This window comes from Cumulibacter soli (genome assembly GCF_004382795.1).
In the GTDB taxonomy this organism is placed as follows: Bacteria; Actinomycetota; Actinomycetes; order Mycobacteriales; family Antricoccaceae; genus Cumulibacter; species Cumulibacter soli.
In genome coordinates this window covers 362,675-387,990 of record NZ_SMSG01000004.1, presented here as the reverse complement: position 1 = coordinate 387,990, position 25,316 = coordinate 362,675, and the positions used below count along the sequence as shown (strand labels likewise).

General features: G+C 64.5%; 21 protein-coding genes and 1 other RNA gene. 18 read left to right on the top strand and 4 right to left on the bottom strand.

The features are described 5' to 3' along the window. Positions 1-144: 144 nt before the first annotated feature. Positions 145-1,335 carry an acyl-CoA dehydrogenase family protein gene (locus E1H16_RS11125; protein ID WP_243837825.1) on the bottom strand — a complete coding sequence of 397 codons (1,191 nt, stop codon included), beginning with the start codon at positions 1,333-1,335 and terminating at the stop codon, positions 145-147. A gap of 134 nt (positions 1,336-1,469) precedes the next feature. Here E1H16_RS11125 and E1H16_RS11120 point away from each other — a divergent pair, with 134 nt between their 5' ends. The 7 genes from E1H16_RS11120 to E1H16_RS11090 all read left to right on the top strand — a co-directional run bounded on the left by E1H16_RS11120 (position 1,470) and on the right by E1H16_RS11090 (position 8,894). Then, positions 1,470-1,961: a DUF3817 domain-containing protein gene (locus E1H16_RS11120; protein WP_208379004.1), complete on the top strand. Its 492-nt coding sequence runs from the start codon at positions 1,470-1,472 to the stop codon at positions 1,959-1,961. A gap of 115 nt (positions 1,962-2,076) precedes the next feature. Continuing rightward, positions 2,077-2,172, top strand: an RNA gene (ffs, locus tag E1H16_RS11115) — signal recognition particle sRNA small type. Between the two features lie 114 nt (positions 2,173-2,286). Next, complete coding sequence (locus E1H16_RS11110; RefSeq protein WP_134323937.1) at positions 2,287-4,815, top strand: DNA polymerase III subunit gamma and tau; 2,529 nt, start codon at positions 2,287-2,289, stop codon at positions 4,813-4,815. 74 nt (positions 4,816-4,889) lie between these two features. Then, a complete protein-coding gene (locus E1H16_RS11105; RefSeq protein WP_134323936.1) occupies positions 4,890-5,222 on the top strand; it encodes a YbaB/EbfC family nucleoid-associated protein in 333 nt (110 codons plus the stop codon). Next, positions 5,223-5,822, top strand: coding sequence for a recombination mediator RecR (gene recR / locus E1H16_RS11100; RefSeq protein WP_134323935.1), 600 nt, complete (start codon positions 5,223-5,225; stop codon positions 5,820-5,822). 136 nt (positions 5,823-5,958) lie between these two features. Then, positions 5,959-7,149, top strand: coding sequence for a lyase family protein (locus E1H16_RS11095; RefSeq protein ID WP_134323934.1), 1,191 nt, complete (start codon positions 5,959-5,961; stop codon positions 7,147-7,149). Between the two features lie 395 nt (positions 7,150-7,544). Beyond that, a complete protein-coding gene (locus tag E1H16_RS11090; RefSeq protein ID WP_134323933.1) occupies positions 7,545-8,894 on the top strand; it encodes an MFS transporter in 1,350 nt (449 codons plus the stop codon). A gap of 87 nt (positions 8,895-8,981) precedes the next feature. Here the strand turns inward: E1H16_RS11090 and E1H16_RS11085 are convergent, their stop codons facing one another. Further along, positions 8,982-10,400: an amidase gene (locus E1H16_RS11085; RefSeq protein WP_208379003.1), complete on the bottom strand. Its 1,419-nt coding sequence runs from the start codon at positions 10,398-10,400 to the stop codon at positions 8,982-8,984. A gap of 5 nt (positions 10,401-10,405) precedes the next feature. Next, the gene (locus E1H16_RS11080; RefSeq protein ID WP_134323932.1) at positions 10,406-10,612 is read right to left on the bottom strand and encodes a hypothetical protein; all 207 of its coding nucleotides are present in this window, start codon (positions 10,610-10,612) and stop codon (positions 10,406-10,408) included. Positions 10,613-11,235: 623 nt separating this feature from the next. Between E1H16_RS11080 and E1H16_RS11075 the strand changes: the two genes are divergently transcribed. From E1H16_RS11075 to E1H16_RS11030, 10 genes are read left to right on the top strand one after another with little or no spacing between them, the layout of a single operon-like run. Then, complete coding sequence (locus E1H16_RS11075; RefSeq protein ID WP_134323931.1) at positions 11,236-12,261, top strand: ABC transporter ATP-binding protein; 1,026 nt, start codon at positions 11,236-11,238, stop codon at positions 12,259-12,261. A gap of 34 nt (positions 12,262-12,295) precedes the next feature. Next, on the top strand, positions 12,296-13,939 hold the full coding sequence (locus E1H16_RS11070; RefSeq protein WP_166741723.1) for an ABC transporter substrate-binding protein: 1,644 nt from the start codon (positions 12,296-12,298) through the stop codon (positions 13,937-13,939). A gap of 1 nt (position 13,940) precedes the next feature. Then, positions 13,941-14,888: an ABC transporter permease gene (locus E1H16_RS11065; protein ID WP_134323929.1), complete on the top strand. Its 948-nt coding sequence runs from the start codon at positions 13,941-13,943 to the stop codon at positions 14,886-14,888. Further along, positions 14,885-15,844: an ABC transporter permease gene (locus tag E1H16_RS11060; RefSeq protein WP_208379002.1), complete on the top strand. Its 960-nt coding sequence runs from the start codon at positions 14,885-14,887 to the stop codon at positions 15,842-15,844. The genes E1H16_RS11065 and E1H16_RS11060 overlap by 4 nt, the downstream gene beginning before the upstream one ends. 15 nt (positions 15,845-15,859) lie before the next feature. Continuing rightward, positions 15,860-16,906, top strand: coding sequence for an ABC transporter ATP-binding protein (locus E1H16_RS11055; RefSeq protein WP_134323928.1), 1,047 nt, complete (start codon positions 15,860-15,862; stop codon positions 16,904-16,906). After that, positions 16,903-17,112, top strand: coding sequence for a hypothetical protein (locus E1H16_RS11050; RefSeq protein WP_134323927.1), 210 nt, complete (start codon positions 16,903-16,905; stop codon positions 17,110-17,112). Before E1H16_RS11055 ends, E1H16_RS11050 begins: the two co-directional genes overlap by 4 nt. A 34-nt stretch (positions 17,113-17,146) precedes the next feature. Next, positions 17,147-18,574, top strand: coding sequence for an amidase (locus E1H16_RS11045; RefSeq protein ID WP_134323926.1), 1,428 nt, complete (start codon positions 17,147-17,149; stop codon positions 18,572-18,574). Next, the gene (locus E1H16_RS11040; protein ID WP_134323925.1) at positions 18,571-18,759 is read left to right on the top strand and encodes a hypothetical protein; all 189 of its coding nucleotides are present in this window, start codon (positions 18,571-18,573) and stop codon (positions 18,757-18,759) included. Before E1H16_RS11045 ends, E1H16_RS11040 begins: the two co-directional genes overlap by 4 nt. Positions 18,760-18,783: 24 nt before the next feature. After that, positions 18,784-20,178, top strand: coding sequence for an amidase (locus tag E1H16_RS11035; RefSeq protein ID WP_134323924.1), 1,395 nt, complete (start codon positions 18,784-18,786; stop codon positions 20,176-20,178). Beyond that, positions 20,178-21,437 carry an MFS transporter gene (locus tag E1H16_RS11030; protein ID WP_134323923.1) on the top strand — a complete coding sequence of 420 codons (1,260 nt, stop codon included), beginning with the start codon at positions 20,178-20,180 and terminating at the stop codon, positions 21,435-21,437. Before E1H16_RS11035 ends, E1H16_RS11030 begins: the two co-directional genes overlap by 1 nt. On the opposite strand, the gene E1H16_RS11025 is transcribed toward E1H16_RS11030, so the two are convergent. Next, the gene (locus E1H16_RS11025; RefSeq protein WP_134323922.1) at positions 21,431-22,249 is read right to left on the bottom strand and encodes a GntR family transcriptional regulator; all 819 of its coding nucleotides are present in this window, start codon (positions 22,247-22,249) and stop codon (positions 21,431-21,433) included. The genes E1H16_RS11030 and E1H16_RS11025 overlap by 7 nt on opposite strands. A 633-nt stretch (positions 22,250-22,882) precedes the next feature. Between E1H16_RS11025 and E1H16_RS11020 the strand changes: the two genes are divergently transcribed. Continuing rightward, positions 22,883-24,436: a hypothetical protein gene (locus E1H16_RS11020; RefSeq protein ID WP_134323921.1), complete on the top strand. Its 1,554-nt coding sequence runs from the start codon at positions 22,883-22,885 to the stop codon at positions 24,434-24,436. The last annotated feature ends 880 nt before the right edge of the window (positions 24,437-25,316 follow it).

The window sequence follows — 25,316 nt, the reverse complement described above, 5'->3', positions numbered from 1 at the left end:
ACTCACCGGACGCGGTGGGTGGTATCCCTCATCAACGAGGGGTATTGCCCACCGCTTCGTTGCCTACGGGGCAGCGGTGTGCTGGATGCTGGCTGGCGGCCATCGGCGCTGCTCAAGTTCGCCGTGGTGCAACTTGTGAACTGGCTAATTCGCGAACGCGCTCTGGCCGGTGAGCAACTGGCCAAGCACCAAGGTGTGTACTTCCTCGGTGCCTTCGTAGGTCAGCACCGATTCCAGATTCGCAGAGTGCCGCATAATCGGGTACTCATGGCTGATGCCGTTACCGCCGAGGATCGTGCGGGAGGTGCGGGCCGCATCGATCGCGACCCGGACGTTGTTCAACTTGCCGAAGGAGACCTGCTCCGCTGCGAGGCCACGCTCGGAATCCTTGAGCCGACCGAGGTGTAGCGCGAGCAGTTCGCCCTTGGCGAGGTCCATTGCCATTCCGGCCAACTTTTGCTGCGTCAACTGGAATCCACCGATCGGGCGGCCGAACTGTACCCGAGACTTCGAGTAGTCCAACGCGGTTTCGAAGCACGAGCGGCCGGCACCGAGAGCGCCGAACAAGATGCCGAACCGTGCTTCGCTCAGGCACGAGAGCGGTCCGCGCAGGCCCGTGACTTCGGGGAGTACGGCGTCGGCCGGAAGCCGCATGTTGTCGAACACCAATTCGCCGGTCTTGCTCATCCGCAGCGAACCCTTGTGCTTGACCTCGTTGGCGGTGAATCCCTTCGTGTCGGTCGGTACGATGAACCCGCGGATTCCTTCGTCGGTCATCGCCCACACGACCGCGACGTGCGCGATCGGTCCGTTGGTGATCCACATCTTCGAGCCGTTGATCACCCAGTCGGAGCCATCGCGGACGGCTCGGGTAGCCATATGTGCCGGATCGGAGCCGTGGTCGGGTTCGGTCAGCCCGAAGCAACCGATCGCGCGCCCGGCGGCCATATCGGGCAGCCACTGCTGTTTCTGCTCTTCGGAGCCGTACGCCCAGATCGGAAACATCGCCAGCGAACCTTGTACCGATACAAACGAGCGCAGACCCGAGTCTCCGGCTTCTAGCTCCAGGCACGCCAATCCGTAGTTCGTCGCGTTGAGACCAGCGCAGTCGTAGCCCTCGAGGTGCATACCGAGGAGGCCCATCTCGCCGATCTCAGGAATGAGGTCCTCGGGGAACACGCCGTCTTCGAACCATTGGCCGGCGTACGGGGTGATCCGGTCTTCTACCCAGGTCCGAACGGTGCTGCGGATCGCTAGTTCTTCGGCGTCCAACTGCTCGGTGAGGCCAAGCAGGTCGGTCGGGGCGGGTGCGGCGGCGCGCGGCTTGAGGCTCACGGGATTCTCCAATGGCGCAGGGATCGGAATGCTGACATCCTGCCAAACGTCTAGTGGCGGGTAGGCCACGGCTGGGTGAGCGACATCTATTCCCGCGGCGGGCCATTCCGTCGTACGCCGCATAACCTGTAGGGGTGACGACCACCGTGCCGCCCCAGACTGCCTTCAGCCCGCAACGCGCATACCGCATCGTCTCGGTCGCCGAAATGATCACCTGGGCGTTGCTGATTATCGGCATGGTTGGCAAGTACGTCTTCGACTTCGACGCGCTGGTGTTTCCATTCGGGTTGATCCACGGGACCGCGTTCGTCGCATATGCCGCAACTGCGTTGATTGTCGGGCTGAATCAGCGCTGGCCGCTCGCTCGCATCGTTGGTGCAGTCGCGATGGCTATCGTGCCCTTTGGGACGCTGCCACTGGATCGCTCGCTGGAGCGCCGCGGGCTGTTGACCGGTGGGTGGCGTACCGAGGCGAGTGATGATCCACGCGACGGGTCAGTGATCGACCGTGCGTTGCGCTGGGGTCTGCGCAATCCGGTGCCGTTCGCGATTCTGGTGGTCGTCATCGTTGTCGCGATCGTGTCGGTGCTGTTGGTCATAGGCCCGCCCGGCGAGTGGGGAAAGTAGGCGGCGTCCGGCCTGGCCTCACTGAATGCGTTCGGTGATGTTGCGTTGCGACAGCCGTGGGAAAGGTAACGGCCCTTGCTGAGGCGGGCGTGGCTGCACTCGCGTACTATTGCTGATCGACCCCTCGTGTGGCGTCACCCTGTGAACCTCCCCAGGGCCGGAAGGCAGCAAGGATAAGCGGGCTCTGGCGGGTGCGCGAGGGGTCCCTTCGTGTAGCAGCTCAGTGCCGCGTCGGCCGCTGCGCCCAACCGCCCGCCACGCCCGCGCGTTGTCCGAGCCACCGACTAGGCTCGCGGGGACGGACGAGGCTGATCAGAGGTGAGAGATGGCGCTAGCGCTCTACCGGAAGTACCGCCCGGCGACGTTCGCGGAGGTGGTCGGACAGGAGCATGTCACCGGCCCGCTGATGACCGCGGTCGACTCCGGCCGCATCAACCACGCCTATCTCTTTTCCGGACCACGCGGGTGCGGAAAGACGTCGTCGGCACGCATTCTCGCTCGCTCGCTGAACTGTGAGCAGGGCCCGACCTCGCACCCATGCGGTGCCTGCCAGTCCTGTATCGATCTCGCCCCGGACGGCGCCGGCAATATCGACGTGATCGAAATCGATGCCGCGTCGCACGGCGGCGTCGATGATGCTCGCGAACTACGTGAGCGCGCATTCCAACTTCCGGTGCAGAGCCGCTACAAGATCTACATCATTGACGAGGCCCACATGGTCTCGAATCAAGGCTTCAATGCGCTGCTGAAGGTCGTCGAGGAGCCGCCGGAGTCGGTTGTGTTCATCTTCGCGACCACCGAGCCGGACAAGGTGCTCGCGACGATCCGTTCTCGCACCCACCACTACCCGTTCCGTCTGGTGCCGCCGGCCGCGATGCGTGACCTGCTTGAGCGCAACTGCGCGGCAGAGGGCGTTCAGGTAGGCGCCGCCGTCCTGCCGCTCGTGGTTCGCGCCGGCGGTGGTTCGGTGCGCGATTCGCAGTCATTGCTGGATCAACTCATTGCCGGCGCCGGGCCGGACGGCATCACGTACGAAGAAGCGCTAGCGCTGCTTGGGGTAACCGATGCGGCGCTGCTAGATGACATGGTCGAAGCGGTCGGCGTGGCGGACGGCGCGACCGTGTTCGGGACGGTGAACCGTCTCATTGATGCGGGACACGATCCGAGACGGTTCGGCGCAGACCTACTCGATCGGCTGCGCGATCTGATTCTGATCGCAGCAGTGCCAGACGCTGGCGAGAAAGGCCTCATCGACGCGCCCGTCGACCACCTCGAGCGGTTGGTCGATCAGGCCAGTCGGCTAGGCCTGTCGACACTCTCGCGACTCGCGGACATCGTGCACGTCGGACTCACCGAAATGCGCGGTACGACGGCGCCGCGGTTGGGCCTCGAGCTGATCTGTGCGCGGATGCTGCTGCCTGCGGTCGGCGATGACGCGGCGTCGATGACCCAGCGGATCGAACGGCTGGAACGCCGGATGGAGATCGGCGGTGTGCCGACCCCAGGCAGCGGGTCAGCAGGCGATTCCCCAAGGGGCCGGGTGCGAGTGGCCGCATCTGCCGACGGTTTGACTCCGCGTCAGCGAGCCGAAGCCGAACTCGCCGCTGGGCGCGCGCCGACGCCGCAGGGCCCCGAGCCCAGCAGTGAGATTCCAGCGTCCGGTCATCAGGCGCCGAGTTCCGCCGGCACGCCGTCCGGCGCTGGCTCGGAGCCCAGCGATTCGGTGAGCGTGCCACCGAACTCCGCATCGCGGGACGAAACAGCACAGCCCGATCCCTCGCGCGCCGACGCCGCGAAGCGACGCGACCCGGGCGACACGCAACTCGATCCAGAGCGTTCTCAGACTGCCCAGGCCGAACCTGGCAACGACCCTGGTCCGGCACCGCGAAGCGGTACCCGTCGTGCAGAGCAACCGGCCGAACGGCCGTCGTCGCCTCGGCAGGAATCGCGCCCGGTCGCCCGCGACCCACGCGGTGCACAGCCCACTGGTGGGGCGGCTCCCGCGGTGTCGCCGCAGCCGGCGACTGAGCCTGCTGCCGGCTCCGGCTGGCCGGAGGTGAAGGTGCCCGGATCGGGTCGCTCGCAGCAACCCGTAGCGAGTGGCGACGACGCCGACTCGCCCGCGGAGCAATCCGATTTCAAGGCCACCGAGACTGCCGCACCGGACTCGTCCAACTCGGTGCGGGACGTCGCCGAGCAGTCGAGGGAGGTCGCCGTAGCGCCGTCGACGGGCGGATCGGAAACCGCTGGCCCCGCCGTACAGTCCGCAGCGACCGATCGCACGGAGCCGGAACGGCCTCCGGTGCCGCCCGTTGTGTCTGAGCGAACCGCGTCCGCCCTAGCGGCCTCGGTTCCCGCATCGGATACAGCGGCATCCGCTCCGCAAACAACGCCACCGGCACCGGCGTCCGCCGGGTCCGGCGCATTCGATGTGGCCGAAGTACGACGTCAGTGGCGTGTAGTCGTCGATGTCGTCAAACGCAGCAGTCGCGCCGGAGCCGCGCTGGTCGAGGCCGCGACGCCTGTCTCCGTACGCGAAAACACACTCATCATCACGACGCCACCGGCGTTGGTACGACGTCTCTCCCAGCAGCACGACGCGCTGAAGGGCGCCTTGCACGACGTACTCGGGGTTACGTGGGCGATTCAGGTAACTGATGGCGCGCCGCCGCAAGGCGCGGGCGGGGCGGACGCTGAAAGTCCTGATGCGCCGCCGGCGGATGACGAAGACGACTACTCCGCAGATCCCGAGGATGAATCGGTGACGGACCCGCGCGCTGGGCTCGATCCGGGCCAGGCGGCGGTGAACCTGCTTCGCGATGAACTCGGTGCCGAAGAGATCGTTGAGCAGTAGGTAGCACCGCGTCCGCGAGCGCTGCCGAACGACTACCCTAGAAGCCGCCCCACACCAGACGCGGAGGAGACCACATGCAGCCCGAAGGCATGCCCGACATGGGCGCGATTCTGCAGCAGGCCCAGCAGATGCAGGAAGGCTTGGCGCGGGCGCAGGAAGAACTGGCGCAGGCGAAGGTCGAAGGGTCCGCCGGTGGCGGCCTGGTGAAAGTCCAGATGACCGGTACGTCGGACATCGTCGGTGTGGAGATTGATCCTACGGTTGTCGACCCCGAGGACGTCGAATCGCTGCAGGATCTCGTCGTGGCAGCGGTTCGAGACGCGACCGCGCGGGCTGCCGAACTTACGCAGCAGAAGATGGGCGGCCTCACCGGCGGCATGGGCGGCCTCGGCCTCCCAGGCCTGTAAGTGGCCTTCGAGGGCGCCGTCCAGCAGTTGATCGACGAGCTCGGCCGACTGCCGGGCGTCGGGCCTAAAAGTGCACAACGGATCGCCTTTCACCTGCTCACGGTCGACGGTGAACAGATCGTCGAATTGATGGACGCGTTGCGGCGGGTGAAGGATGAGGTGCGCTTCTGCATTACTTGCGGAAACGTCAGCGAAGAGGACGTGTGCCGTATCTGTCGTGACCCGAAACGGTCCGAGAATGTCATTTGCGTTGTCGAGGAATCGAAAGACGTCGCGGCAATCGAACGCACTCATGAGTTCCGTGGCCGCTACCACGTGCTGGGCGGAGCGATCGATCCGGTGAACGGCGTCGGTCCCGACCAGTTGCGGATGAGCGAGTTGATGGCGAGACTACAGAGCCCCTCGATCGAAGAGATCATCATCGCCACGGACCCCAACCTCGAAGGCGAAGCGACAGCGACCTATTTGGTGCGGATGCTGGCTCCGATGGGTCTGCGCGTGACTCGGCTAGCCAGCGGGCTGCCAGTCGGCGGCGACCTGGAGTACGCCGATGAGGTCACGTTGGGGCGTGCCTTCGCCGGCCGTCGAGCGGTGGGCTGATCCACAACCTTCTTGGTTCCGCTGAAACACGGGATGGGCAGATCGGCGATCGGACTATGCCGATAAGGCTCGCGCAGGACGCCGGACATGTACGCCTACCGACGAATGGCTGCAATGCCGAAGGAGACGATAGTCGGTGACTTCTAGTCATAATCACGTTTCAGGACTGCCCGGGCAATTCCCATCCGGCGGAATCTTCGACTCGATGTCGGGCGACGCCGAGGTTGATCGGGAACTCACCGATGGCGCTTTCGTGCGTGCCGTAATTACGTTCGAGGCCGTAGTCATGGCCGCACAGGCGAATCACGGGATTATTCCTCAGGAAGCGGCCAACCTAATTGAGGATGCCACTGCGAGCATCGATATGGGCTCGTTACGGATCGGCTCACGCGCTGAGCAAGCCGCGACTCCTGTTATTGCGGTCGTTGAGGCGATCAGAGCGGCCGTGACTCCGGCCCTCGCCGGTCTCGTGCACCACGGACTGTCCAGCCAGGATTGCATTGATACGGCGTTCTCGATGATGCACGGGAGAGCCCTCGACGTGATCGGGCCGCGCATCGCCACGGTGATTGGTCGGTTGTCGCGCGTTGCCGAACGGCACGCAGCTACTCCGATGCTGGCACGCCTCCCGGGACGACCGGCGGCCCCGACGACATACGGCTGGCAGGTATGTCAGTGGATCGAGGGTCTGGAGCATACCGTGTCCGAGTTAGGGCGGGCGCGGGAATCTCTGGCCGTGCAACTGGGCGGACCGACGGACGACCTAGCAGACATGGGACCTCATCCGCGCGGTCTCGTCGCCGATGTGGCGGAGGTCTTGGAGTTAGAGGCGCCACGTACGTCGTGGCATAACGATCGCTCACGTGTACTGCAGGTGGCCTCCGCGTGCGTCCAGACGATCAACGCATGCGCCAAGATTGCCACGGACGTCGCAGCGATGGCCTCGCACGAGGTGGACGAGGTGGTGATCGGCGATGAGGATCAGTCGGGTCGGAGTACGTCATCGCCGATGCCGCCCAAGCGTAATTCAGCAGCGGCGATCTCGATTCGCTCGGCGGCCACGATGGCTCCCGGGCTGTTGGCGAACGTTGCCGCGGCGGGGGTGCAGGAGCCCGATCGCTCGGCCGGACGATGGCAATCGGAATGGCGCGCGATGCGCGAACTCGTCCACCTCACGGGAGGTGCAGCCCATGAATTGTCATTGCTGGAGAGGGACACGGACGTGAACGAGAAGCAAATGGCGCAGAACCTCAGCAGTGCGGGGTTTGCTGGGTCGCCGCTAGCGGCCGAACGACGAACAGTCGAGTACCTCCAGCGATTCAACTGAGCACCAGGACTCGGGCGCACAGAAACCAGCGCGGCTCGGGAGCATCCTGAACGCAGGATGGTCGACGTGGAGCCCGATGCGTCTAACCAAACACGTTCAATTGCTCGTCCGCCATCACGTCACGCTAGTCCGACGTCTGCCCGTCGACGAAACGCACCGCAGCGCGCGCACCGGCGTACAACCCGCGTAGCGCCTGCTGCACTGGCGGTGCGCGTGATCATGATGTCGCGCAAAGTCGGCGCAAAATAGACGAAATTTTGCCCGGCTAACCTTCTGGCGTGAAGTCCTCCTCGCGGCACCAAGTGTCCAGTCCGCCCACTCATGGTTCCCCCGTAAGCACCGGCCTGACGGACGCCGCGCATCCCCGTCGGAAACTGATCTTCACCATCGTTGCCATGTCGCTGGCGTCGGCATCCATCGATGCCACGATCGTTGCGACCGCGCTCTCACAAATCCAGGAGGATCTCGACGCGCCGATCACATGGGGCGCATGGACGATCACCGGTTATAACCTGGCCCAGGTTGTGGTCATGCCTATCGCGGGCAAGATCGCGGATATATATGGCCCGCGCCGCGTCTTCATCGGCGCAGCGTCGCTGTACATCGTCATGGCGATCTTGTGTGGACTGGCACCGACGATCTACACCCTGGTTGCTCTGCGCACCATCCAGGCAGTCGGCGGCGGCGCGTTCATGCCGACCGGCACCGCAATCGTGGCCGCGACATTCGGTGCCGGACGGGCGAAGGCACTAGGGCTGTTCACCAGTATCTTCTCGATCGGTTCGGTGCTCGGCCCGGTGATCGGTGGCGTCGTCGTCCACCTGTGGTCGTGGCGTGCGATCTTCATCTGCAACCTGCCGCTGATGATCGCCTCCCTGATCCTTGGCATCATCTTCTTGCCGAAGACGACGACCAGGACCGGCCAGCCACTCGATGTCATCGGTGCCCTTCAACTGGCGACGATGTTGCTCTGCGGCATGCTCGCGATCACGATGGTCGGCAATGGTGTCGAACTGCTCAGCGTCGGCTTCCTGGCGCCGCTCGTCACCGCAGCGCTGGCAGCCCTCTGGTTCGCCCGCCACACTCGGAACTTTCCGCATCCGTTCGTCCCTCCTCGGCTACTGGCGGGACGCGGGTTCGCGACGATGAACCTGGTCAACGTGCTCTTCGGTGCCTTCGCCATCGGTACGACCGCGCTGCTCCCGCTGTACGCGCAGGACCGTTACGGACTCGGCGCTCTCGAGTCGGGCTCGCTGCTGTCACTGCGCGCGATCGGGATGGTGTCGGTGACTGGAATCGCGGTGTTGCTGCTGCACCGAACCGGTTATCGGCGCCCGATAGCCGCCGGAATCATCATTGTGGCCGCAGGACTATGCCTGATCGCCGTATACCCCGCCGCGGGCGTGACGCCGTACCTGTGGCTGAGTATCGCCGCCGGCATCACCGGTATCGGCATGGGTGTGGCGATGCCGGCTGCCAACAACGCGACCCTGCATTTGGCGCCGGACCAGATCGCCGCCGTCTCGGGTCTTCGCGGAATGTTTCGGCAGATCGGCGGAATAGCGGCGATCTCGGTGGCAACCGCTGTCGCCGCTCAGTCCGCTGATCCGGGTCGCACCCTCGCGGTCGCGTTCGCCGCACTCGCTGTCGCGGCCCTGTGCGTGGTCCCACTGACCAGGCGAGTCCCCGAGGACCCAGCTGTCGTGGGCGTCGAGCTTGCCGTTGAATCTGCTCGCACGCGATGAACCGTGGCGCAGATGAAGGTAATGATGCGCGGTGATCGGGCGTCGAACAACGCCTCGATCACCGCGCATCAGAATTACTGCGACTAGTTAGCCGGCCAGCGGTGGTACGGCGAGATGGAAGTCGGTCTCCTGCTGGTAGGCGTACGCTCCGGCGAGCGCGGTCGCCTCGGCAAACGGCTTGGCGATGAGTTGGAACGACAGCGGTAGACCGTCGGCGTTGAATCCCATCGGAACGGCGATCGCCGGGTGGCCCGTCACGTCCCAATAGCTGGTGTTGCCGTGTAGCGGACGCTGCCACGGCTTCTCGATCAGCGCCTCGAGGGGTGTGGCGCCGACCCACGCCGTGGGCGAGAGGACCAGATCGACCTTGCTGAAGACGTCGGTGTTGACGGCTTTGACAATCACCCGTCGCACGCGCTGCGCCTGGACGTAGTCGGCGGCCGAGACGAATGTGCCGCGTCCCAATGCCATTCGGAAACTCGCGACGAAGTTCTCGAACTGGCTCTGTGCGTCAGGTCGGTGGAATGCGCCGTACTCTCCGGAGTTGATCGCGCTGAGTACGGCCGCGGCCTCGTCGTAGAAGGGGAGTGCGACGTCCACGACCGTTGCGCCACGTGCGAGGAGTACCGCGATGGCGTCATCCAACAGCGGGTCGAGCGCGGCGTCGACGATGTCGGCGGGGCGGCCGGAGGTTCGGTCGACGCCGATGGTGAGCCCGCTGAGGTCACCGCTGAGGGCGGCGGTGTAGTCCTCGGTCGGTACGTCGATGGCGGTGGCGTCCGAGTCGTCGTACCCGGCGAGGGCATTGAGCATGATGGCGCAGTCCTCGGCCGATCGTGCCAACGGTCCGATGTGATCCAGCGAGTATCCCAGCGGCAGACACCCCGACTTCGGGACTCGACCGGCGGTGGGCATGAGGCCGGTCACCGAGCAGAACGCAGCCGGATTGCGGATGGATCCGCCGGTGTCGGTGCCCAGCCCGCCCAGAATGACGCCGGCGGCAATACCGGAACCGGTGCCGGAGGATGAGCCACCGGCCCATGTGTCCAGATCCCAGGGATTACGGCAGATGGGAAATGGCTTGGCCGGATCCGGTAGACCCATGGCGAACTCCATGGTGGTCGTCTTACCGGTGATCAACGCACCCGCCGCGCGGAGTCGCTGGACGACGACGGCGTCGCCTATGCCCGGACCCCAGGACAAGTCCTGTACGAGTGACTGTCCGGTGGTGGGTGCCTCGATGGTGGTGATGATGTCCTTTATGCCGAGCGGGATTCCCGCGAGTGGGCCGAGTTCTTTACCGCTGGCCAGGTCTGTGTCGATCGCAGTTGCTGCCTCGAGCAGTTTCTCGTCGAAGCGCTTGATGTAGATGCCGACCTTGTCGTCGAGTGCATCGGCGCGGGCGATCGAGACCTGCGCGAGTTCGGTCGCGGTAGTTGTTCCGGCCCGTAAGGCTGCGGCTGCTTGGGCGATCGTGGACGGAGTTTCGTTCATCGGTGAGGTCATGTGCATCAGCCCTGTCGCGGATCGAAGGTAACTGCGGGCTCCTCGTAGCGGACCCCTGGTACTCCGTACAGCTTCTCGATGCCAGCGCGGTTCTCCTCGTAGGCATCGATGAGGTGGTCGACCTCCTCGGGAGTCGGGCTGATCTTCGCTTGCGCGAGCAACGTGGTGACGGTGTGACGGATATCGGTCATGAGTTCCTGCTTTCCTTTCATGCGGGGACTGTGGCCCGAACGTGTCGGGACGCCAACAGGCGGACGCCACCAACACTGGGCGTCATGGATTTCGTGCGAGGTGCCCGCAGGTAACGCGTCATTTGCGCGACTTCAACACCTGGGATTCTCTAGCGGAGCGGCCCCGTTGCGCCGGTTCGCGGTGCGGCTGCGCGTTGTCGCTGCTATTCGGGCGCACTATTTCCACGCATTGTTGCGTTTTCTCCACATTGCATAGCCGGGCAAGTCCGAACGCTCGCCGAAATTGCGCCGGCACCCGTGGAATTGCGGCCTCCTCGTCGTGTCTCGCCTCACAAACCGCCCGCACAGCACTCGCGGAGCGTTTCACCACCGATCGCATAACTGCAGGTCAGACGGGATATCTCGGTCGCGTAAACCCGCGAAACACATCGTTGATCGGTGCCGAGGTCACGCGAAACATCCGGCCGGGATTCTTAGTCATCACACGGCGAGTCCACCGCTGAAGCCCCACAACCTCGTGGGGTTGGCCGCCAAGTTAGCCACCGGCAACGACGCCGGGCAGCAAATCTCGGAGCCCGGCTCCGTTCCCCCTTCAACGTCGAAGGACCACAGATGAGACCTCTTCGAAAGTCTGGTGCAACCGAATGAGCACACTCCTGGAATCCCGCGAAACGGCAACAACGCAGGCTCCGCCCAGTTCGTTCACGCTCGACGTACGGGACCTGACCACGACCTTCCGCACGCGACACGGCGAGACCTCCGCAGTCAACGGGGTCTCGTTCACCCTCGAGCCCGCGAAGACGCTCGCCGTCATCGGCGAGTCCGGTTCGGGCAAGAGCGCGATGCTCCGCTCGATCATCGGGATCAACCCGCCGAGCGCGCTGATCACCGGCGAACTCGTCATGGGGGACCGCGACCTGCTCTCACTCGGCGCAAAGGAGCGCCGGTCGGTCCGTGGTCGCGACATCTCGATGGTCTTCCAAGACCCGCTTACGGCCTTGGATCCGGTATATACCGTCGGTGAGCAGCTGATCGAGACGATCGGCAAGGCAAACCCGGATATGGCGAAGGGCGAGCGGTCGGCCCGCGCGCTCGACCTACTCAACCTCGTGCAAATCCCATCACCGCAGACGCGGCTGAAGGCATACCCGTCCCAGCTGTCCGGCGGTATGCGGCAACGCATCGTGATCGCGATGGCGATTGCCGGCCGACCGCAGGTCCTGCTGGCCGATGAGCCCACGACCGCGCTCGACGTGACCGTTCAGGCCCGCATCATCCGGTTGTTCCGCCAGCTGCAGATCGAGAACCAGATGAGCATCGTGGTGGTAACTCACGACTTGGGTGTCGCGGCGGAACTCGCCGACGACGTGGCGGTCATGTACGCGGGGCGCTTCGTCGAATTCGGTACCGCCGAGCAGGTTCTCAACTCACCGGCGCATCCGTACACCGAGGGGCTGATCGAAGCCAACGTTCGCGCCGGCCAGCCGGACCGCCCGATGGCTATCGGTGGGATGCCGCCGTCGCTGCAGCGCATCCCACCAGGCTGCGCGTTCGCCCCTCGATGCCGATATGCGAGCGCCTCTTGCTGGTCCGGATATCCGCAGGCGCAACACCAGGACGACGGCCACTGGAGCCGCTGCGTCTTCGCCCCCGGCCAGCCCACCGACTAGCACGTTCGACCAGTCCGTTAAAGGAGAGCAAACAATGAAATTGTCCATGCGCAAGGCGGTCACCTTCGTCGCAGGCCTACTGGTCGCGGGCATGTCCCTGACGGCCTGCGGCGCATCCGGCAGTGGCGGATCGAGCGATCCCGGCGTGCTGAAGATCGCGATGACCGCCTCGGATATCCCATTCACCGGCACATACCCGGACAACGGCTACGAGGGCTTCCGCTTCGTCTCGAACAACCTCTACGACGGTCTCACTCGCCTGAACCTCGACCAGGATACGGAACTGCCGACGCCGCAGCCGAGCCTCGCCGAGTCGGTCGAGCCGAACGAAGACGGTACGGTCTGGACGTTCAAACTGCGCGAGGACGTTGAATTCACCGACGGAACGCCGTTCAACGCTGATGCCGTGATCTTCAAACTGGACACGGTCAAGGGTGATCCTGACGGCAAGTACTTCGATGCGGACGTGGCATCGCGCGGGTCCGCCGTATTCAAGTACGTGAAGGCCGGCGGGTACAAGAAGGTCGACGACTACACGGTGACCGTTGAGACCACGATGCCGTACGGCCTGCTCAATTACGACGCACTGTCCTGGTTCATTCCGTCGCCGACGGCCGTCAAAGCGGTCATCGATGGCGGCGGCACCTGGGCAGACTTCGCGAAGGCTCCCGTCGGCACGGGGCCGTTCACGTTGGAGGAACTCGTACCGGGCGACCACGCCTTGCTCGTTCGCAACGATGACTACTGGCATGGCCCGGCGAAGCTGGAGGAGATCTACCTCTACCCGGCCCCGGAGGCTGCCACTCGGCTCTCGATGTTCGAGTCGGGCGAGGTCAACTGGGCCGACGCGCCGGCCCCGGACGCCATCCAACAACTGCAGGACAGCGGCGCCAACGTCATTCTCGCGAAGTACCCGCATTCGATCTCGCCGCGGTTCAACGAGTTCCGGGCGCCGTTCAAGGACAACGTCGAACTGCGTCAGGCGTTGAACTACGCGCTCGACCGTGAGGCGACCGCCGCGATCATCAACGATGCTGGCTTCCCGGCATCGCAGTACGTGTATGAAGGTCACCCCGACTTCGTCCCGGACAATCCAGGCTACGGCTACGACAAGGCAAAGGCGGAGCAACTGCTCGCTGAGGCGGGCTATCCCGGCGGCGAGGGTCTCAAGCCCCTCGTGTTCGCCTACCCACAAGGCGGTTCGGGCAACATGTACCCGCCGGAGATGATGCAGTCGCTCCAACAGCAGTTCGCCGATATCGGCGTCGACGTCGAGCTCATGCCGGTCGAGTGGAACACGTTGCTCACCATGGGCATCGAGGGACTCAACAGCCCGCAATGGCAGGACATCGACATTCTGTGGGCTTCCCCGGCCGCCGGAATGCTCCCGACCACCTACACCACCACGGTGATGTGCGAACGGGTGCCCGGTACCCCGAACGCAGCCGGCATGTGCAACCCCGAGATCGACGAACTCTGGGACAAGGGCTTGGCCACCACCGACATCGAGCAGACCCACGAGTACTTCCGACAGGGGCTCGACATCGCCTTAGACGAGGCGGACTTCCTGTACTGGATGCACGACCTCAACCTGCGGGTACTCGCTCCCGAGGTGAAGGGCTTCATCCCGGTGCTTTCCTGGTGGACCGACTTCACCCTGATCTCGGTGGAGGACTGACATGTTCCGCCTCGCCGTACGGCGGCTGCTCTACTCGATTCCCATTCTGATCGGCGTTTCCATCATCTGCTTCCTGCTGATGAACGTCCTACCGGGTAGCGCCGCCGGCGGCCTCATCAACGATCAGATGACCGACGCGGAGAAGTACGCGGCAGAGGAACGCCTCGGACTTCACGATCCGTTGCCGATCCGGTACTGGGACTGGCTCGTCAACATCCTCCAGGGCGACCTCGGATTCTCCCAACAGCGTCACCGCGACGTCTCCGAGTTGCTCGGCCAGGCGTGGGCGAACACCTTCATCCTCGCGATCGTGTCCGCGGTCATCGGCGTCGCCTTGGGGATACTGCTGGGATTCATCGCCGGCACTCGGCGCGGCGGGTGGGTAGACAAGATCGTCTCCACCTTCAGCCTCGCGGGGCTGAGTATCCCGTCGTTCTTCCTCGGCGTGGTGCTGCTGAGCGTCTTCGCCTCGAAGTTGCAGCTGCTGCCGGCCGGCGGCTGGAACGGGATGGAGGACGGGATCGGCGGAGCGATCTCCTCGCTCATCCTGCCGGTCGCAACCGGGTCGCTGGTGACCGCAGGTATTACCGCTCGGGTGATGCGGGCAGCAATCGTCGACACCATGTCGGCCGATTTCATCGAGACGCTGCGAGCGAAAGGGCTCAGCGAAAACGAGGTCCGCAAACACGTGATGCGTAATGCGATCTCGCCGGTCCTGACCACCTCAGGCGTTCAATTCGGGTACCTGCTCGGCGGATCGGTTGTCGTGGAGACGATCTTCCGTTGGCCGGGCATGGGGACGCTGACCTACAACGCGATCTCCTCGCGGGATCTGCCGGTCATCCAAGGAACGATCCTCATCATCGCCTTCGCGTTCGTGCTCATCAACTTGGCCGTGGACATCATCCAGGCCGCGATCGACCCACGGGTAAGGGGGACCCTGACATGACCGAGACGATGGTTCGTCGGCTTCCTGCCGACTTCGCGAGCGCAGTCTCCGAACAGGACCGGGCCGAAGCAGAGCGGTTACGTCAGGAGTGGCTGGCCGTCGACGACGGCGCCAAGCCGCAGTCGTTCTGGGCGGAGACCGGTCGCCGGTTCCTGGAGAACAAGGTGGGTGTGGCGGCGGCAGGATTCATCGTCCTGCTTGCCCTCGCTGCCATCCTCGCCCCCTGGATCGCGCCGTACGACCCCCTGCGGGGTATCGCCGCCGACCGCTTGCTCGCACCGTTCAGCGAGGGCTACCTGCTCGGCACCGATGAGCAGGGCAGGGACCTGCTGTCGCGGTTGATCTACGGCGGTCGGCTTACCCTCGTCGCTGCGTTCGTTCCGACGATTATCGCGACGCTGATCGGCACGGCGATCGGCGTCACGGCAGGAATGCTCGGTGGCAAGGTCCAGACCGTCCTGATGCGCGGAATGGACATGCTGTACGCGTTTCCAGCCGTCCTGCTCGCCATCGCCGTCAGCGCTTCACTCGGCCCAGGTATGGCGAACGCGTTGATCGCGGTCACGATCGTGTCCGTCCCGCCGGTGGCCCGAGTCGCCGAATCAGCCACGAGGCGGGTGGTCACCAAGGAGTTCGTCGAGGCGGCGAAACTGTCCGGTGCCTCGCGGATCAAGGTCGCGACGTCTCAAATCATCCCGAACGTAATGAACGACATCATTGTCTACGCGTCCGGACTGGTCGGGGTCGCGATGCTCATCGCCGCCAGTCTGTCCTTCCTTGGCCTCGGTTCCCTGCCACCGGCGCCGGAGTGGGGATTCATGTTGAACTCCATGCGCAACTCGATCTCGATCGCCATGGTGAACGTGATGTTGCCCGGTCTGATGATCTTCCTGACCTCCGTCTGCTTCAACCTCGCCAGCGATGCGCTGCGCGAGGCAACCGATAGCCGTCTCTGAGAGGAGAAGTACGCCATGCCAGATGTCGCTACCGATGAAGAGCGCTCGGCGTTCAAGGAATATCCACTGCTGGAACTGCTCGGCGTATCCAAGCAGTTCGCGGTCAGCCATAACGGCAAGAAGGCCAAACTTTCGGCCGTCAACGACGTCTCGTTCACCGTAAAAAAGGGCTCGACCCTCGGCATAGTCGGCGAATCGGGCTGCGGCAAGTCGACGCTCGCCCGTGTGATCACCGGTCTGCACCCGCCAACGGACGGGGAAATGATCTTCGCCAACCGACAGATCAAGAGCCGCCGCGGAAAGGAGATGGCCAAGGCCATGCAGATGGTCTTCCAGGATCCGCACTCCGCGCTCAACCCGCGCTCGACGATCGGCGAATCGATCGGCTTCCCGCTGACCGTGCAGGGAGTGTCGAAGGCCGAGACCGCGAAACGGGTCGCCCAGGTGATCGCGGACGTCGGGCTACCGGCGGCGTACGCGTCGCACTATCCGCATCAGCTGTCCGGCGGACAGCGACAGCGAGTGAACATTGCCCGCGCGCTGGTGGTCCAACCGCAACTGGTGGTCCTGGACGAGGCGGTTTCCGCACTGGACAAGTCGATCCAGGCGCAGGTGCTGAACCTGCTGTCGGATCTGCAGGAGCAGTACGGACTGACCTATGTATTCATCAGTCACGATCTCAACGTGGTCGAGTACATCTCCGACGAGGTAGTCGTGATGTACCTCGGGCAGGTCGTCGAGCAGTCGCCGGCCGAGGAGCTCTACCGCAGGCCCCTGCACCCGTACAGCCAGGTGCTGCTGTCGGCCATCCCCAACCTCGACCCGACCCGATCGCGCCGGGAGGAGTCCGTCGATGAGATCGACGGCGAGATTCCGAGTCCGATCGATCCGCCGAGCGGCTGCCGGTTCCGGACGCGGTGCCCGTTCGCCCAGGACATCTGCGCAGCCGAGCGGCCCGAACGGGTCGAAGCCGAGCCGGATCACTTCGTCGCCTGCCACATCTACACCGGCAAGGTAACCGTCCCCACGACCGAATCACTTTTCGAAGGAGCCCACGCATGACCACCCCCGAGCAGTCCAAGGCGTACGTCGAGGCCGCGTTAGCGGCGGCACAGATCACCCCATCCCCCGAAGAGGTCGACGTGCTAGTCGCGGACTATCCGAAGCTGCGCCAGATCGCCGACGGGCTGTACGAGTTCGGCGATGATCTGGAGCCGGCGATGACCTACGACCCGCTTGAGTTCTTCCCCCTGTCCGCTGCGAACTGACCTGTCAGCCACCCTGCACGAAAGGACCACCCTCATGACGATCGCGAACAACCTGACGATCAAGGACGCGGCCGAGCAGCTGCGTGCCGGTACCCTGACCGCGACCGACCTCACGACCGAAATTGTCAGCAAGGCCAAGGCATATAACGAAGCGCTTGGCGCGTATGTCGAAATCACCGAGGAACTAGCCCTCGAGCAGGCTGCCGCCGCCGACGCCGACTTCAAGGCTGGAACCGACAAGGGCCTCCTGCAAGGCATCCCGCTGGCTGTCAAAGACATTATCGCGATGATCGGCGCACCCACGACGGCGAACAGCGAAGTGCTGGACCCGGCATGGGGTCCGGCTCAGGGCGACGCGCCGGTGGTCGCTCGGTTACGAGAGTCCGGGGCCGTCTTCGTCGGAAAATCGACCACCTCGGAGTTCGCGATCGGCAACCCGGACGAGTCCAAGCGGTTCCTGATCCCGCACAACCCGTGGGACACCACCCGCACTCCCGCCGGATCGTCCTCCGGCTCCGGCATCGCGGTGGCCGCCGGCCTCGCGCTCGGTGCGCTGGGCACCGACACCGGAGGTTCGGTTCGCGGACCCGCGACGGTGAATGGCCACTCCGGGCTCAAGGTCACCTACGGCAGGGTCCCGAAGAGCGGAGTCGTGCCATTGGGCTACTCGTTGGATTCGATCGGCCCGATGGCACGAAGCGCGTACGACTGCGCGATCCTGCTCGGCACGATGGCCGGCTGGGAGCCGAAGGACCCGAACGTGTCCAAGGCACCGGTCGAGGACTACGTGGGTGCCCTGAGCGGGGACGTGTCCGATATCAAGATCGGCCTACCGATCGAATACTTCTTTGACCACCCGCTGCTCGACCCGGAGATGCGCGACAGTGTGCTCGCCGCCGTTCAGAAACTCGTCGGTTTGGGGGCCGTCTCCGAGGACTTCGTGCTGCCGTACGCCGAGCTCGCCAAGGACGCCAACAGCATGATCCTGATGGCCGAGGCGCAGAGTTACCACCGCAAGAACCTACAGACCAAGTGGTCCGACTACGGGAAGTGGACCCGCGCGAACCTGGTCCGCGGCGCGATCTGGTCGGCCACCGATCTCTCTCAGGCCAACCGGTTCCGGCGCGATTGGTCCAAGATCGTCGCTCGGGCATTCGAGCAGTACGACGTCCTGATCACCCCGTCGGCCGGTACGCCGGCGCAGCGTCCCGACGAGATCACCCCGTCACAGCGACTGAACTCGCTGGCGTTCACCGGCCAGTGGAACCTGACCGGTCTCCCGGCACTGTGCATCCCCACCGGCTTCAGCTCATCCGGGCTCCCGCTGTCGATGCAGATCATCGGCAAGCCGTTCGCCGAGGCGACCGTGCTCAGGGTCGCCGACGCGTTGCAGCGAGTGACCGATCACCACCTCACCGCGCCGTCCCTCGACGGTGTCCTTGCGACCGAGGTCGCCGCATGAACGAGACAACAGACACCGCCGAGATGCTCGCGATTCTTGCCCAGCACGGACTCACGCCGCCGACGGAGGATCTGCCACTGATCACCGTCGCCTATCGGCAGGCACTCGACATGAAAGCACTCATCCACTCGGTCGACGGCGCCCGCTACGAGGAACCACTACTCGTAGCGAACGCCGTGCGCTGAGACTCATCCGAAAGCAGGAATTCGATGACCAATGAGATCTACACGATGACCACCGCGGCGGCTGCCCTCAAAGACGGAGCGGTGAGCGCGACCGAACTCGCCGAGGCAGCGATCGCAGCGGCCACCGCGAAGGACGAGGACCTCGGCATCTACATGCGGCGCTTCGATGCCCAACTCCTCGAAACCGCAGCCAAGGCGGACGCCCAGTTCGCGGCCGGCGGCCAGACACCGCCGATGCTCGGTCTACCGCTGGGCATCAAGGACATCATCTCCACCAGCGAAGGCGAGACAACGGCCCAGTCGTTGGTCCTCGATCGTGGATGGGGGGAGCGGCAGGGGGACGCCGAGGTCGTCCGTCGACTACGCGATCACGGCGCGCTGATCACCGGGAAGACCACCACGATGGAGTTCGCCACCGGAATCCCCGACCCGTCCAAACCTTTCCCCGTGCCGCGCAACCCGTGGAACTCGGAGCACTGGACCGGCGGCTCGTCCTCGGGCACCGGCAACGGCGTCGTCGCCGGTGCCATGCTCGGCGGACTGGGCACCGACACCGGCGGCTCGATCCGGCTACCTGCGGCGTACTGCGGTATCTCCGGACTCAAGGCCACCTTCGGCCGGGTACCGAAGTCCGGTTGCGTCCCGCTGGGTTACTCGCTCGATCACATCGGGCCGATGGCCGCCTCTGCGGCCGACTGCGCGCTGATGCTCAACGCTCTCGCCGGGGCCAACCAATCCGATCCCACGACGCAGGACGTACCCGTCGTCGACTATCTCGACGCACTGAGCGGTGACGTCGGCGGACTCAGGATCGGCATCGACCCACTGCTGGCGACCAACCCCGACCGCGAATCGGCGGTCGACGAGGCGCTGGCCGCTGCAGTCGCGCTCTTCCAGGCCGCGGGCGCGAGGGTCGAGGAAACCAGGTTGCCGCTGTACGCCGAGGTCGCGGCAGCGTGCCGCATCACGTCTCGCTGCGAGGCCCTGAGTTACCACCTTCCCGATCTGCAATCGCGTTGGGGCGACTATTTCAACTCGACCCGGACCGGGGTCGCTTCGGGCGCGTTCTTCACCGGCGCGGATTACGTACAGGCCCAGCGGGTACGGCGTCACGCCCGGAAGCTCGCAGCTGATGAGCTGTGGTCGAACTATGACCTGATCCTGACCCCGACCACGAGCTCGTCCGCTCCGGCGCTGGCGGATCTACTCGACGGTGGTTGGCAGTTCTCCACGACCCACACCGGTTACTGGAACGCATTGGGCAATCCGGCGCTGTCGGTGCCGATGGGCTTCGACTCCAAGGATCTGCCGCTGTCATTGCAGATTGTCGGGCGACCATTCGATGAGGCCACCGTACTTCGTGCCGGCGACACCTACCAGCGCGGCACTGCCTGGCACCTCGCCCGCCCTGCTGCCTGATGACGGCGGCCGGAGAGTTCGCAGCCCAACCGGCTTCGACGATCATCCGGCACCCGATCCCGAACGGCGTTCGCGTCCGACTGGTATTTCTCGCGTTGACCGCGGCATGCGGCCTGGCCACCGGGTTCACTGCGGCACTCACCGCGCCCCTGGCGATCGAGCTGGGGGCCAGTGAGTTCGCCGCAGGTGTTTCGGTCGCCTCGCTCACCATGGTTGTGCTGATCGGGGATATCTTTGGGACCCGCGCCCTGCCATACCTTGAGCCGCGCCGTTGCATCGTGATCGGCATGGCGCTGTGGGCGGTCGGTTCGATCGCCACCACCTTCGCGCCCACGTTCGCGACGATGGAGGGCGCTCGCCTGTTGCAGGGTGTGGGTTTATGTCTGTACGCGGCAGCGGGACCGGAGATAGCGCTGCGGTTGAGCCAGGACGGCGGATTCGGGAAGTCGCTGGGAGACTTCCAGGCGGCCCAGATCGTCGGTGCGATGGTGGCCCCGGTGCTCGGCGGGGGTGTGGTCGCCATCTGGCCGGGGATCCTTGGGCTGCGGATCGCTTTCCTGATCTGTGCGGTGATCGCCGTGGCGTGCGCGGCTGGCGCGCTATTGCTCCCGGCGATGCCCAGCGGGGTCCGACCACGGATCAGCGCGCCGCATCTTCCCGGCCTGACGCGACCTCGCTCACTGGTCGCGCTCGGCACGGCGGCGATTGGGCAGGGGATGCGCGGGGCGGTCGTCCTGACGGTCGTGCCACTGCTCGCCGCCACCATGATGGGAATGGCGACGTTCGCCGTCGGTCTGTTCATCTTCGCGACGTTCTTGATCGAGGCCGTGGTCGCCCGCATCGCCGGTTCATCGTCGGACCGGATCGGTAGGCGGCCCATCGTCATCGGCGGCGCCATCGCAGGTGGCCTCGGCGCGCTCGGACTGTTGATCGCATACCTGAGCGCACAGCAGTGGGTGTTTCTTGCGACGACGGTTCCGTTCGGGATCGCGGGCGGCATCTTCATGGGAGTACTGCCGACGACGGTCGTAGACCTGGCCGATCGGCCCGAGGTCGGGGTGGCAGGCATGCGGTTATCGCGCGATATCGGGTTCTCGCTGATGCCCGTCGTACTCGGCGCGCTATTGGCGGGACCTGGAACGGCATTCGGCATCGCAGCGTGCATGGTTGTTTTCGCGGTGGTCGCGATCTCCGCACTCGGGGTCGGCGAGACCCATCGGCGCCGCGGTACGAGCGCAGGAACACAGCGTTCTCAGTGAGGCTCGGTGTCCTTCGCGGTTCGCGATTCCATCGTGACTTCGAAGGACACCCGATCCGAACGCGCCCGCGACAGGCTGTATTCGATCGGCCTGTCGCGCGAATCGAAGATAACCCGGTTCGTGTCCAGCGTCGGTGCGCCGACCGGAATGCCGAGTATCGCGGCCGTTGACTCATCCGCGACGGCGGCGCTGATGCTGATCCGGGTCACACCGACGCACTGGCCCGTCAACTCACCCAGGATCTCGTACGGTGAGCGGTTGAAGTCGATCGACTCCGGACTCTGATCCGCAAAGATCACGCACGGCATGAACGCCGTACGCCGACTGAACGGAAACCCGTCGAGGTAGGTCGTAGTCTCGACGATGACGATGTCGTCCTCCGCGTCGATGTCGAGTTTCGCGGCGATGAAATCGGTCGCACGGTGACGCTCGACATGGGTGCGGAAGATCGTGGCGCGGGTTCCGGTCTCATTGACCTCCTGCGCAAAATCCTGAGAGATGTCCAGTCCATGACGGACGATGGTGGGGCTCAGACTGAACGTCCCGGTGCCGCGGAGCCGCTCAATGAGACCTTCTTCAGCCAACATTTCCATGACTCGCCGCACTGTGCCACGGCTGACGTCATACGTCTTGATGAGCGTGTACTCGCTGGGCAATGCTTGATCTGGAAACGCGCTCGACCTCAACTCGTGCCGAAGAAGGTCGTGGACCCACCGGACGGCATGCCCGTGAGTGCGTCTGCTTATCGCGCCTCGCCGCGTCGAGCTGGCGGCTCCGATCGGTAGGAATCGGGCAGGCGGAACGGCGTTCATCTGCACCTCCTGGATTCTCGCTTTTGCGATCCCAATTATAGGTCCGAACCGGCAGCGTGATCGCCGCGAAACAAACTGTTTACGTTGCGCCCGATTGACTCTGGTCCGAGCATCGCCGTCATATCCGTGCGTTCCAGGGATCGACCAAGGTCGGCGGGACGATGGCAATCGGGATGGCGCGAAGTGCGAAGTCGTTCATCTCGCGGGGGAGGTGCTCCGCACGAACTGTCAGTTGCGCGAGAGCGGCGCGGAGGTGAACGAGAAGCGAATGGCGCAGAACCTCCGCAGTGCGGGGTTTGCTGGGTCGCCGCTAGCGGCCGAACGACGAACAGTCGAGTACCTCCAGCGATTCAACTGAGCAGCAGATCTCTGGATGGCGCATATAGCTGCGATCTGGCTGTTTCGTCATCGATGGATCGGTTTCGGGAGCCGCCTCCTTACGAGGAGTGGGTCCGGGGGTTTCGTGGTGACGCGTTCGTGAAAGCACCTGAATAGGTCGTCCGAACAATTGACCTGAGGCGCGGAAATGTTCAACCCATAACAAACTAATTGTTCTAGATTTATTTCCTATTAGGGGTTGTTTCGTCGTCGGTTAACGGAATACCTTACGCACCATGAGGTGGCGTTGACGCCGTGCACGCAGCCGCGGTGATGACCAACGGCGACCTAGAGAAGACACCCTCTAGGTCGGCGATTCGGCGTGCGCTCACCTGGTTCTTCTTCGGCTTCTCGTTGGTGCTCGGTTGGTTGATTCTGTCTTCGGGCACAGCGAGTGCTGAGTCGATCGAAACCGAACCGACGCCTCTCCTACAGGACGTCGTCGAGGACGCGGCCGACCTCACGCTGGCGACGACGCCGACCAACGAGCTGCAAGAGCCAAACGGTGACCAGCCAGCCGCGGACTCGAGCCAGAGCGCCGACAATGCGCCATCGAGCACCGACGAGTTGGCGAAAATCGGCGAGAACGCGACGGTGGTTCCTGGGACCGGCGACGGGCAGCCGCCGACTGAATCCGAGCCGGTGTCAGGCGTCCCGGATGGATCGATAGACGCGAATGCTGATGTACCGCTCGATCCCCAAGCTACCGACGGTGGTTCGTCGGTCGAAGGCGTGGTTGCTGATTCAGCGGTCGCGGTGAGTGAACTGTCGCACGAGTTGTTGAGCACCGTCGAAACCGTGGTGGACACGGTGGATCCGGCGGATATCGCTGAAGTAACGGTCGACTCGGCGGAGCCTGAGGCTTCGGCAGTGAGCGAACAAGCCGACGACGTCGACGCGCGGTCGCAGCAGCCGGAATCCGAGGGCGATGTAGCCTCGGCCGTCGCTGCTGACGACGTGAACGTTGACGACGCCGCCGGGACAGTCGACCACGTCCTCGCGAAGGCGGGACTCGATGCCGATTTGACGGCTCCTGTAACCACGGTGATTGACGCGGTGGTCCCCGCTGCGGGTGGCGTTGTTCAGTCGGTAGGTCACGTCACGACCAGTGTCGTCGCCGCGGCCGCCAACCTGGACCTTGACGATCCAGTGTCCGCGGTAAGTTCTGTCATCGAGCCACTCGTTGCGGGAACTGTCGACCTGGTAGGCGTTGTCGTGGACACCGTGACCACAGTGACGCCGCAGTTGGCCGCCGACGTGCTGAATGTCGTGGACCAGACCGTGTCCCCAGTCCTTGACCTGAGTGGTCTGGGTCCGGTGCTGAGTGATGTGGTCGGTTCGACGGTCTTTCCGCCGCCCGTTGCGATCGACGTTGCCGACATCGCCGAGTCCCCCTCGGTAGTGGCGCTTGCGGACGAGGGCGGCGATCCTGCGGATGCCCTCGCCGACCTGCCCGCGTCGGTCACGGTGACGCCATCGGTGCGGGAGACGGCCGCCGAGCATGAAGCGGTCGAAGCGCTTGAGGTGAGCGTTGATTCCGTCGACGACCCGAACACGCGCACAACGTCCCTCGGGTTGAGCGATGGACCTAGCGTGCTTGAGTCGGCCGCTCAGCCCGGTGACGACGGCTGGCCCTCGCTGGCGTTCCCCAGCGGGTCGCACGTGATGCCGAGCGGGCATGACAATCAGTTCAATGGAGTCCTCGATGCTGCGGCGCATTCGGGCGCCGCAGCGTCCACACGAGTAGACGTGCGAAACCACGGCGCGGCGTCTTCGCCGGCCGCTGAACCGGGCAGTACCCCGGACTAGTTTCTCGCAGAGCGCGATCCCTTAGGGGTGAGCTGTTTGGTCTGCACTCCTGCAACGAATGCGTTGTGGCTGTTATTCGTAGATTGAATTTTGGAATGCGAGAAACTCGAAATGGAAAAGCGATTCATTAGATACGCTCAGGGAGCGTTCTTTGTGGGTGGTTTTATGCTGCTGGGAATGGGGGTGGCGAGCGCCGATGACGGCAATGATTCAGCTGAAGCGCCCGTCCCGATTTCAGCAGAAATAGAATCGTCCGAAACTGGTAATTCAGGTCCTGGTAGCGGGTCGTCAGGCGTCGCCGATTGCGGTTGCGATACCGGCGGTGCGGTGCCGGAAGTGAAGCTGCCCGACATAAAGCTTCCGGACGTGAAACTCCCGGAAGTGAAACTCCCGGACGTGGAGTTGAACGCGCCAGTAGACATCTCTGGCAATACGGCGACCGTTGATGTCGGCGGTAGTCCCGAAGACGGCGGAGATCCGACGGGCGCAAGCCCGGGTGAACCGGGCGGCGATGATGAAGGCTCGAGCGTCGAGAGCCCGGACGGCGGAACTCCCGCGGGCCCGCCTGATGCTGGAAATGATCAGGCGAACCCGGGGAACAGTCCGGGGGACTCGAACCCAGGTCAGCCCGATGATGGTTCCCAGGGCGATTCAGGCACCCCGAGCGACGATGGTGCTAACCCGGGTGGTGGCGACGGCGAAGGTCCTGGCCAATTGCCGGGTGTGCCTGAGCTTCCAGACCTGTCGGACGTGACGGACTCCTTGGGCCTGTCGGATCCTGAGGTGCCTGAGATGCCGAACATCCCGGGCGATGACGCGTCAGATACCCCCGATGCGCCGGACACTCCGAATGCGCCAGAGTCCCCAGATACCGCGGGGT

Excerpts from the sequence above, each read along its gene's own strand:
- E1H16_RS11070 (WP_166741723.1), top strand. The coding sequence starts at position 12,296 with ATGAAATTGTCCATGCGCAAGGCGGTCACCTTCGTCGCAGGCCTACTG.
- E1H16_RS11065 (WP_134323929.1), top strand. The coding sequence starts at position 13,941 with ATGTTCCGCCTCGCCGTACGGCGGCTGCTCTACTCGATTCCCATTCTG.
- E1H16_RS11050 (WP_134323927.1), top strand. The coding sequence starts at position 16,903 with ATGACCACCCCCGAGCAGTCCAAGGCGTACGTCGAGGCCGCGTTAGCG.
- E1H16_RS11040 (WP_134323925.1), top strand. The coding sequence starts at position 18,571 with ATGAACGAGACAACAGACACCGCCGAGATGCTCGCGATTCTTGCCCAG.
- E1H16_RS11085 (WP_208379003.1), bottom strand. The coding sequence starts at position 10,400 with ATGACCTCACCGATGAACGAAACTCCGTCCACGATCGCCCAAGCAGCC.
- E1H16_RS11110 (WP_134323937.1), top strand. The coding sequence starts at position 2,287 with ATGGCGCTAGCGCTCTACCGGAAGTACCGCCCGGCGACGTTCGCGGAG.
- E1H16_RS11075 (WP_134323931.1), top strand. The coding sequence starts at position 11,236 with ATGAGCACACTCCTGGAATCCCGCGAAACGGCAACAACGCAGGCTCCG.
- E1H16_RS11035 (WP_134323924.1), top strand. The coding sequence starts at position 18,784 with ATGACCAATGAGATCTACACGATGACCACCGCGGCGGCTGCCCTCAAA.
- E1H16_RS11025 (WP_134323922.1), bottom strand. The coding sequence starts at position 22,249 with ATGAACGCCGTTCCGCCTGCCCGATTCCTACCGATCGGAGCCGCCAGC.
- E1H16_RS11105 (WP_134323936.1), top strand. The coding sequence starts at position 4,890 with ATGCAGCCCGAAGGCATGCCCGACATGGGCGCGATTCTGCAGCAGGCC.
- E1H16_RS11090 (WP_134323933.1), top strand. The coding sequence starts at position 7,545 with ATGTCGCTGGCGTCGGCATCCATCGATGCCACGATCGTTGCGACCGCG.
- E1H16_RS11045 (WP_134323926.1), top strand. The coding sequence starts at position 17,147 with ATGACGATCGCGAACAACCTGACGATCAAGGACGCGGCCGAGCAGCTG.
- E1H16_RS11080 (WP_134323932.1), bottom strand. The coding sequence starts at position 10,612 with ATGAAAGGAAAGCAGGAACTCATGACCGATATCCGTCACACCGTCACC.
- E1H16_RS11030 (WP_134323923.1), top strand. The coding sequence starts at position 20,178 with ATGACGGCGGCCGGAGAGTTCGCAGCCCAACCGGCTTCGACGATCATC.
- E1H16_RS11055 (WP_134323928.1), top strand. The coding sequence starts at position 15,860 with ATGCCAGATGTCGCTACCGATGAAGAGCGCTCGGCGTTCAAGGAATAT.
- E1H16_RS11060 (WP_208379002.1), top strand. The coding sequence starts at position 14,885 with ATGACCGAGACGATGGTTCGTCGGCTTCCTGCCGACTTCGCGAGCGCA.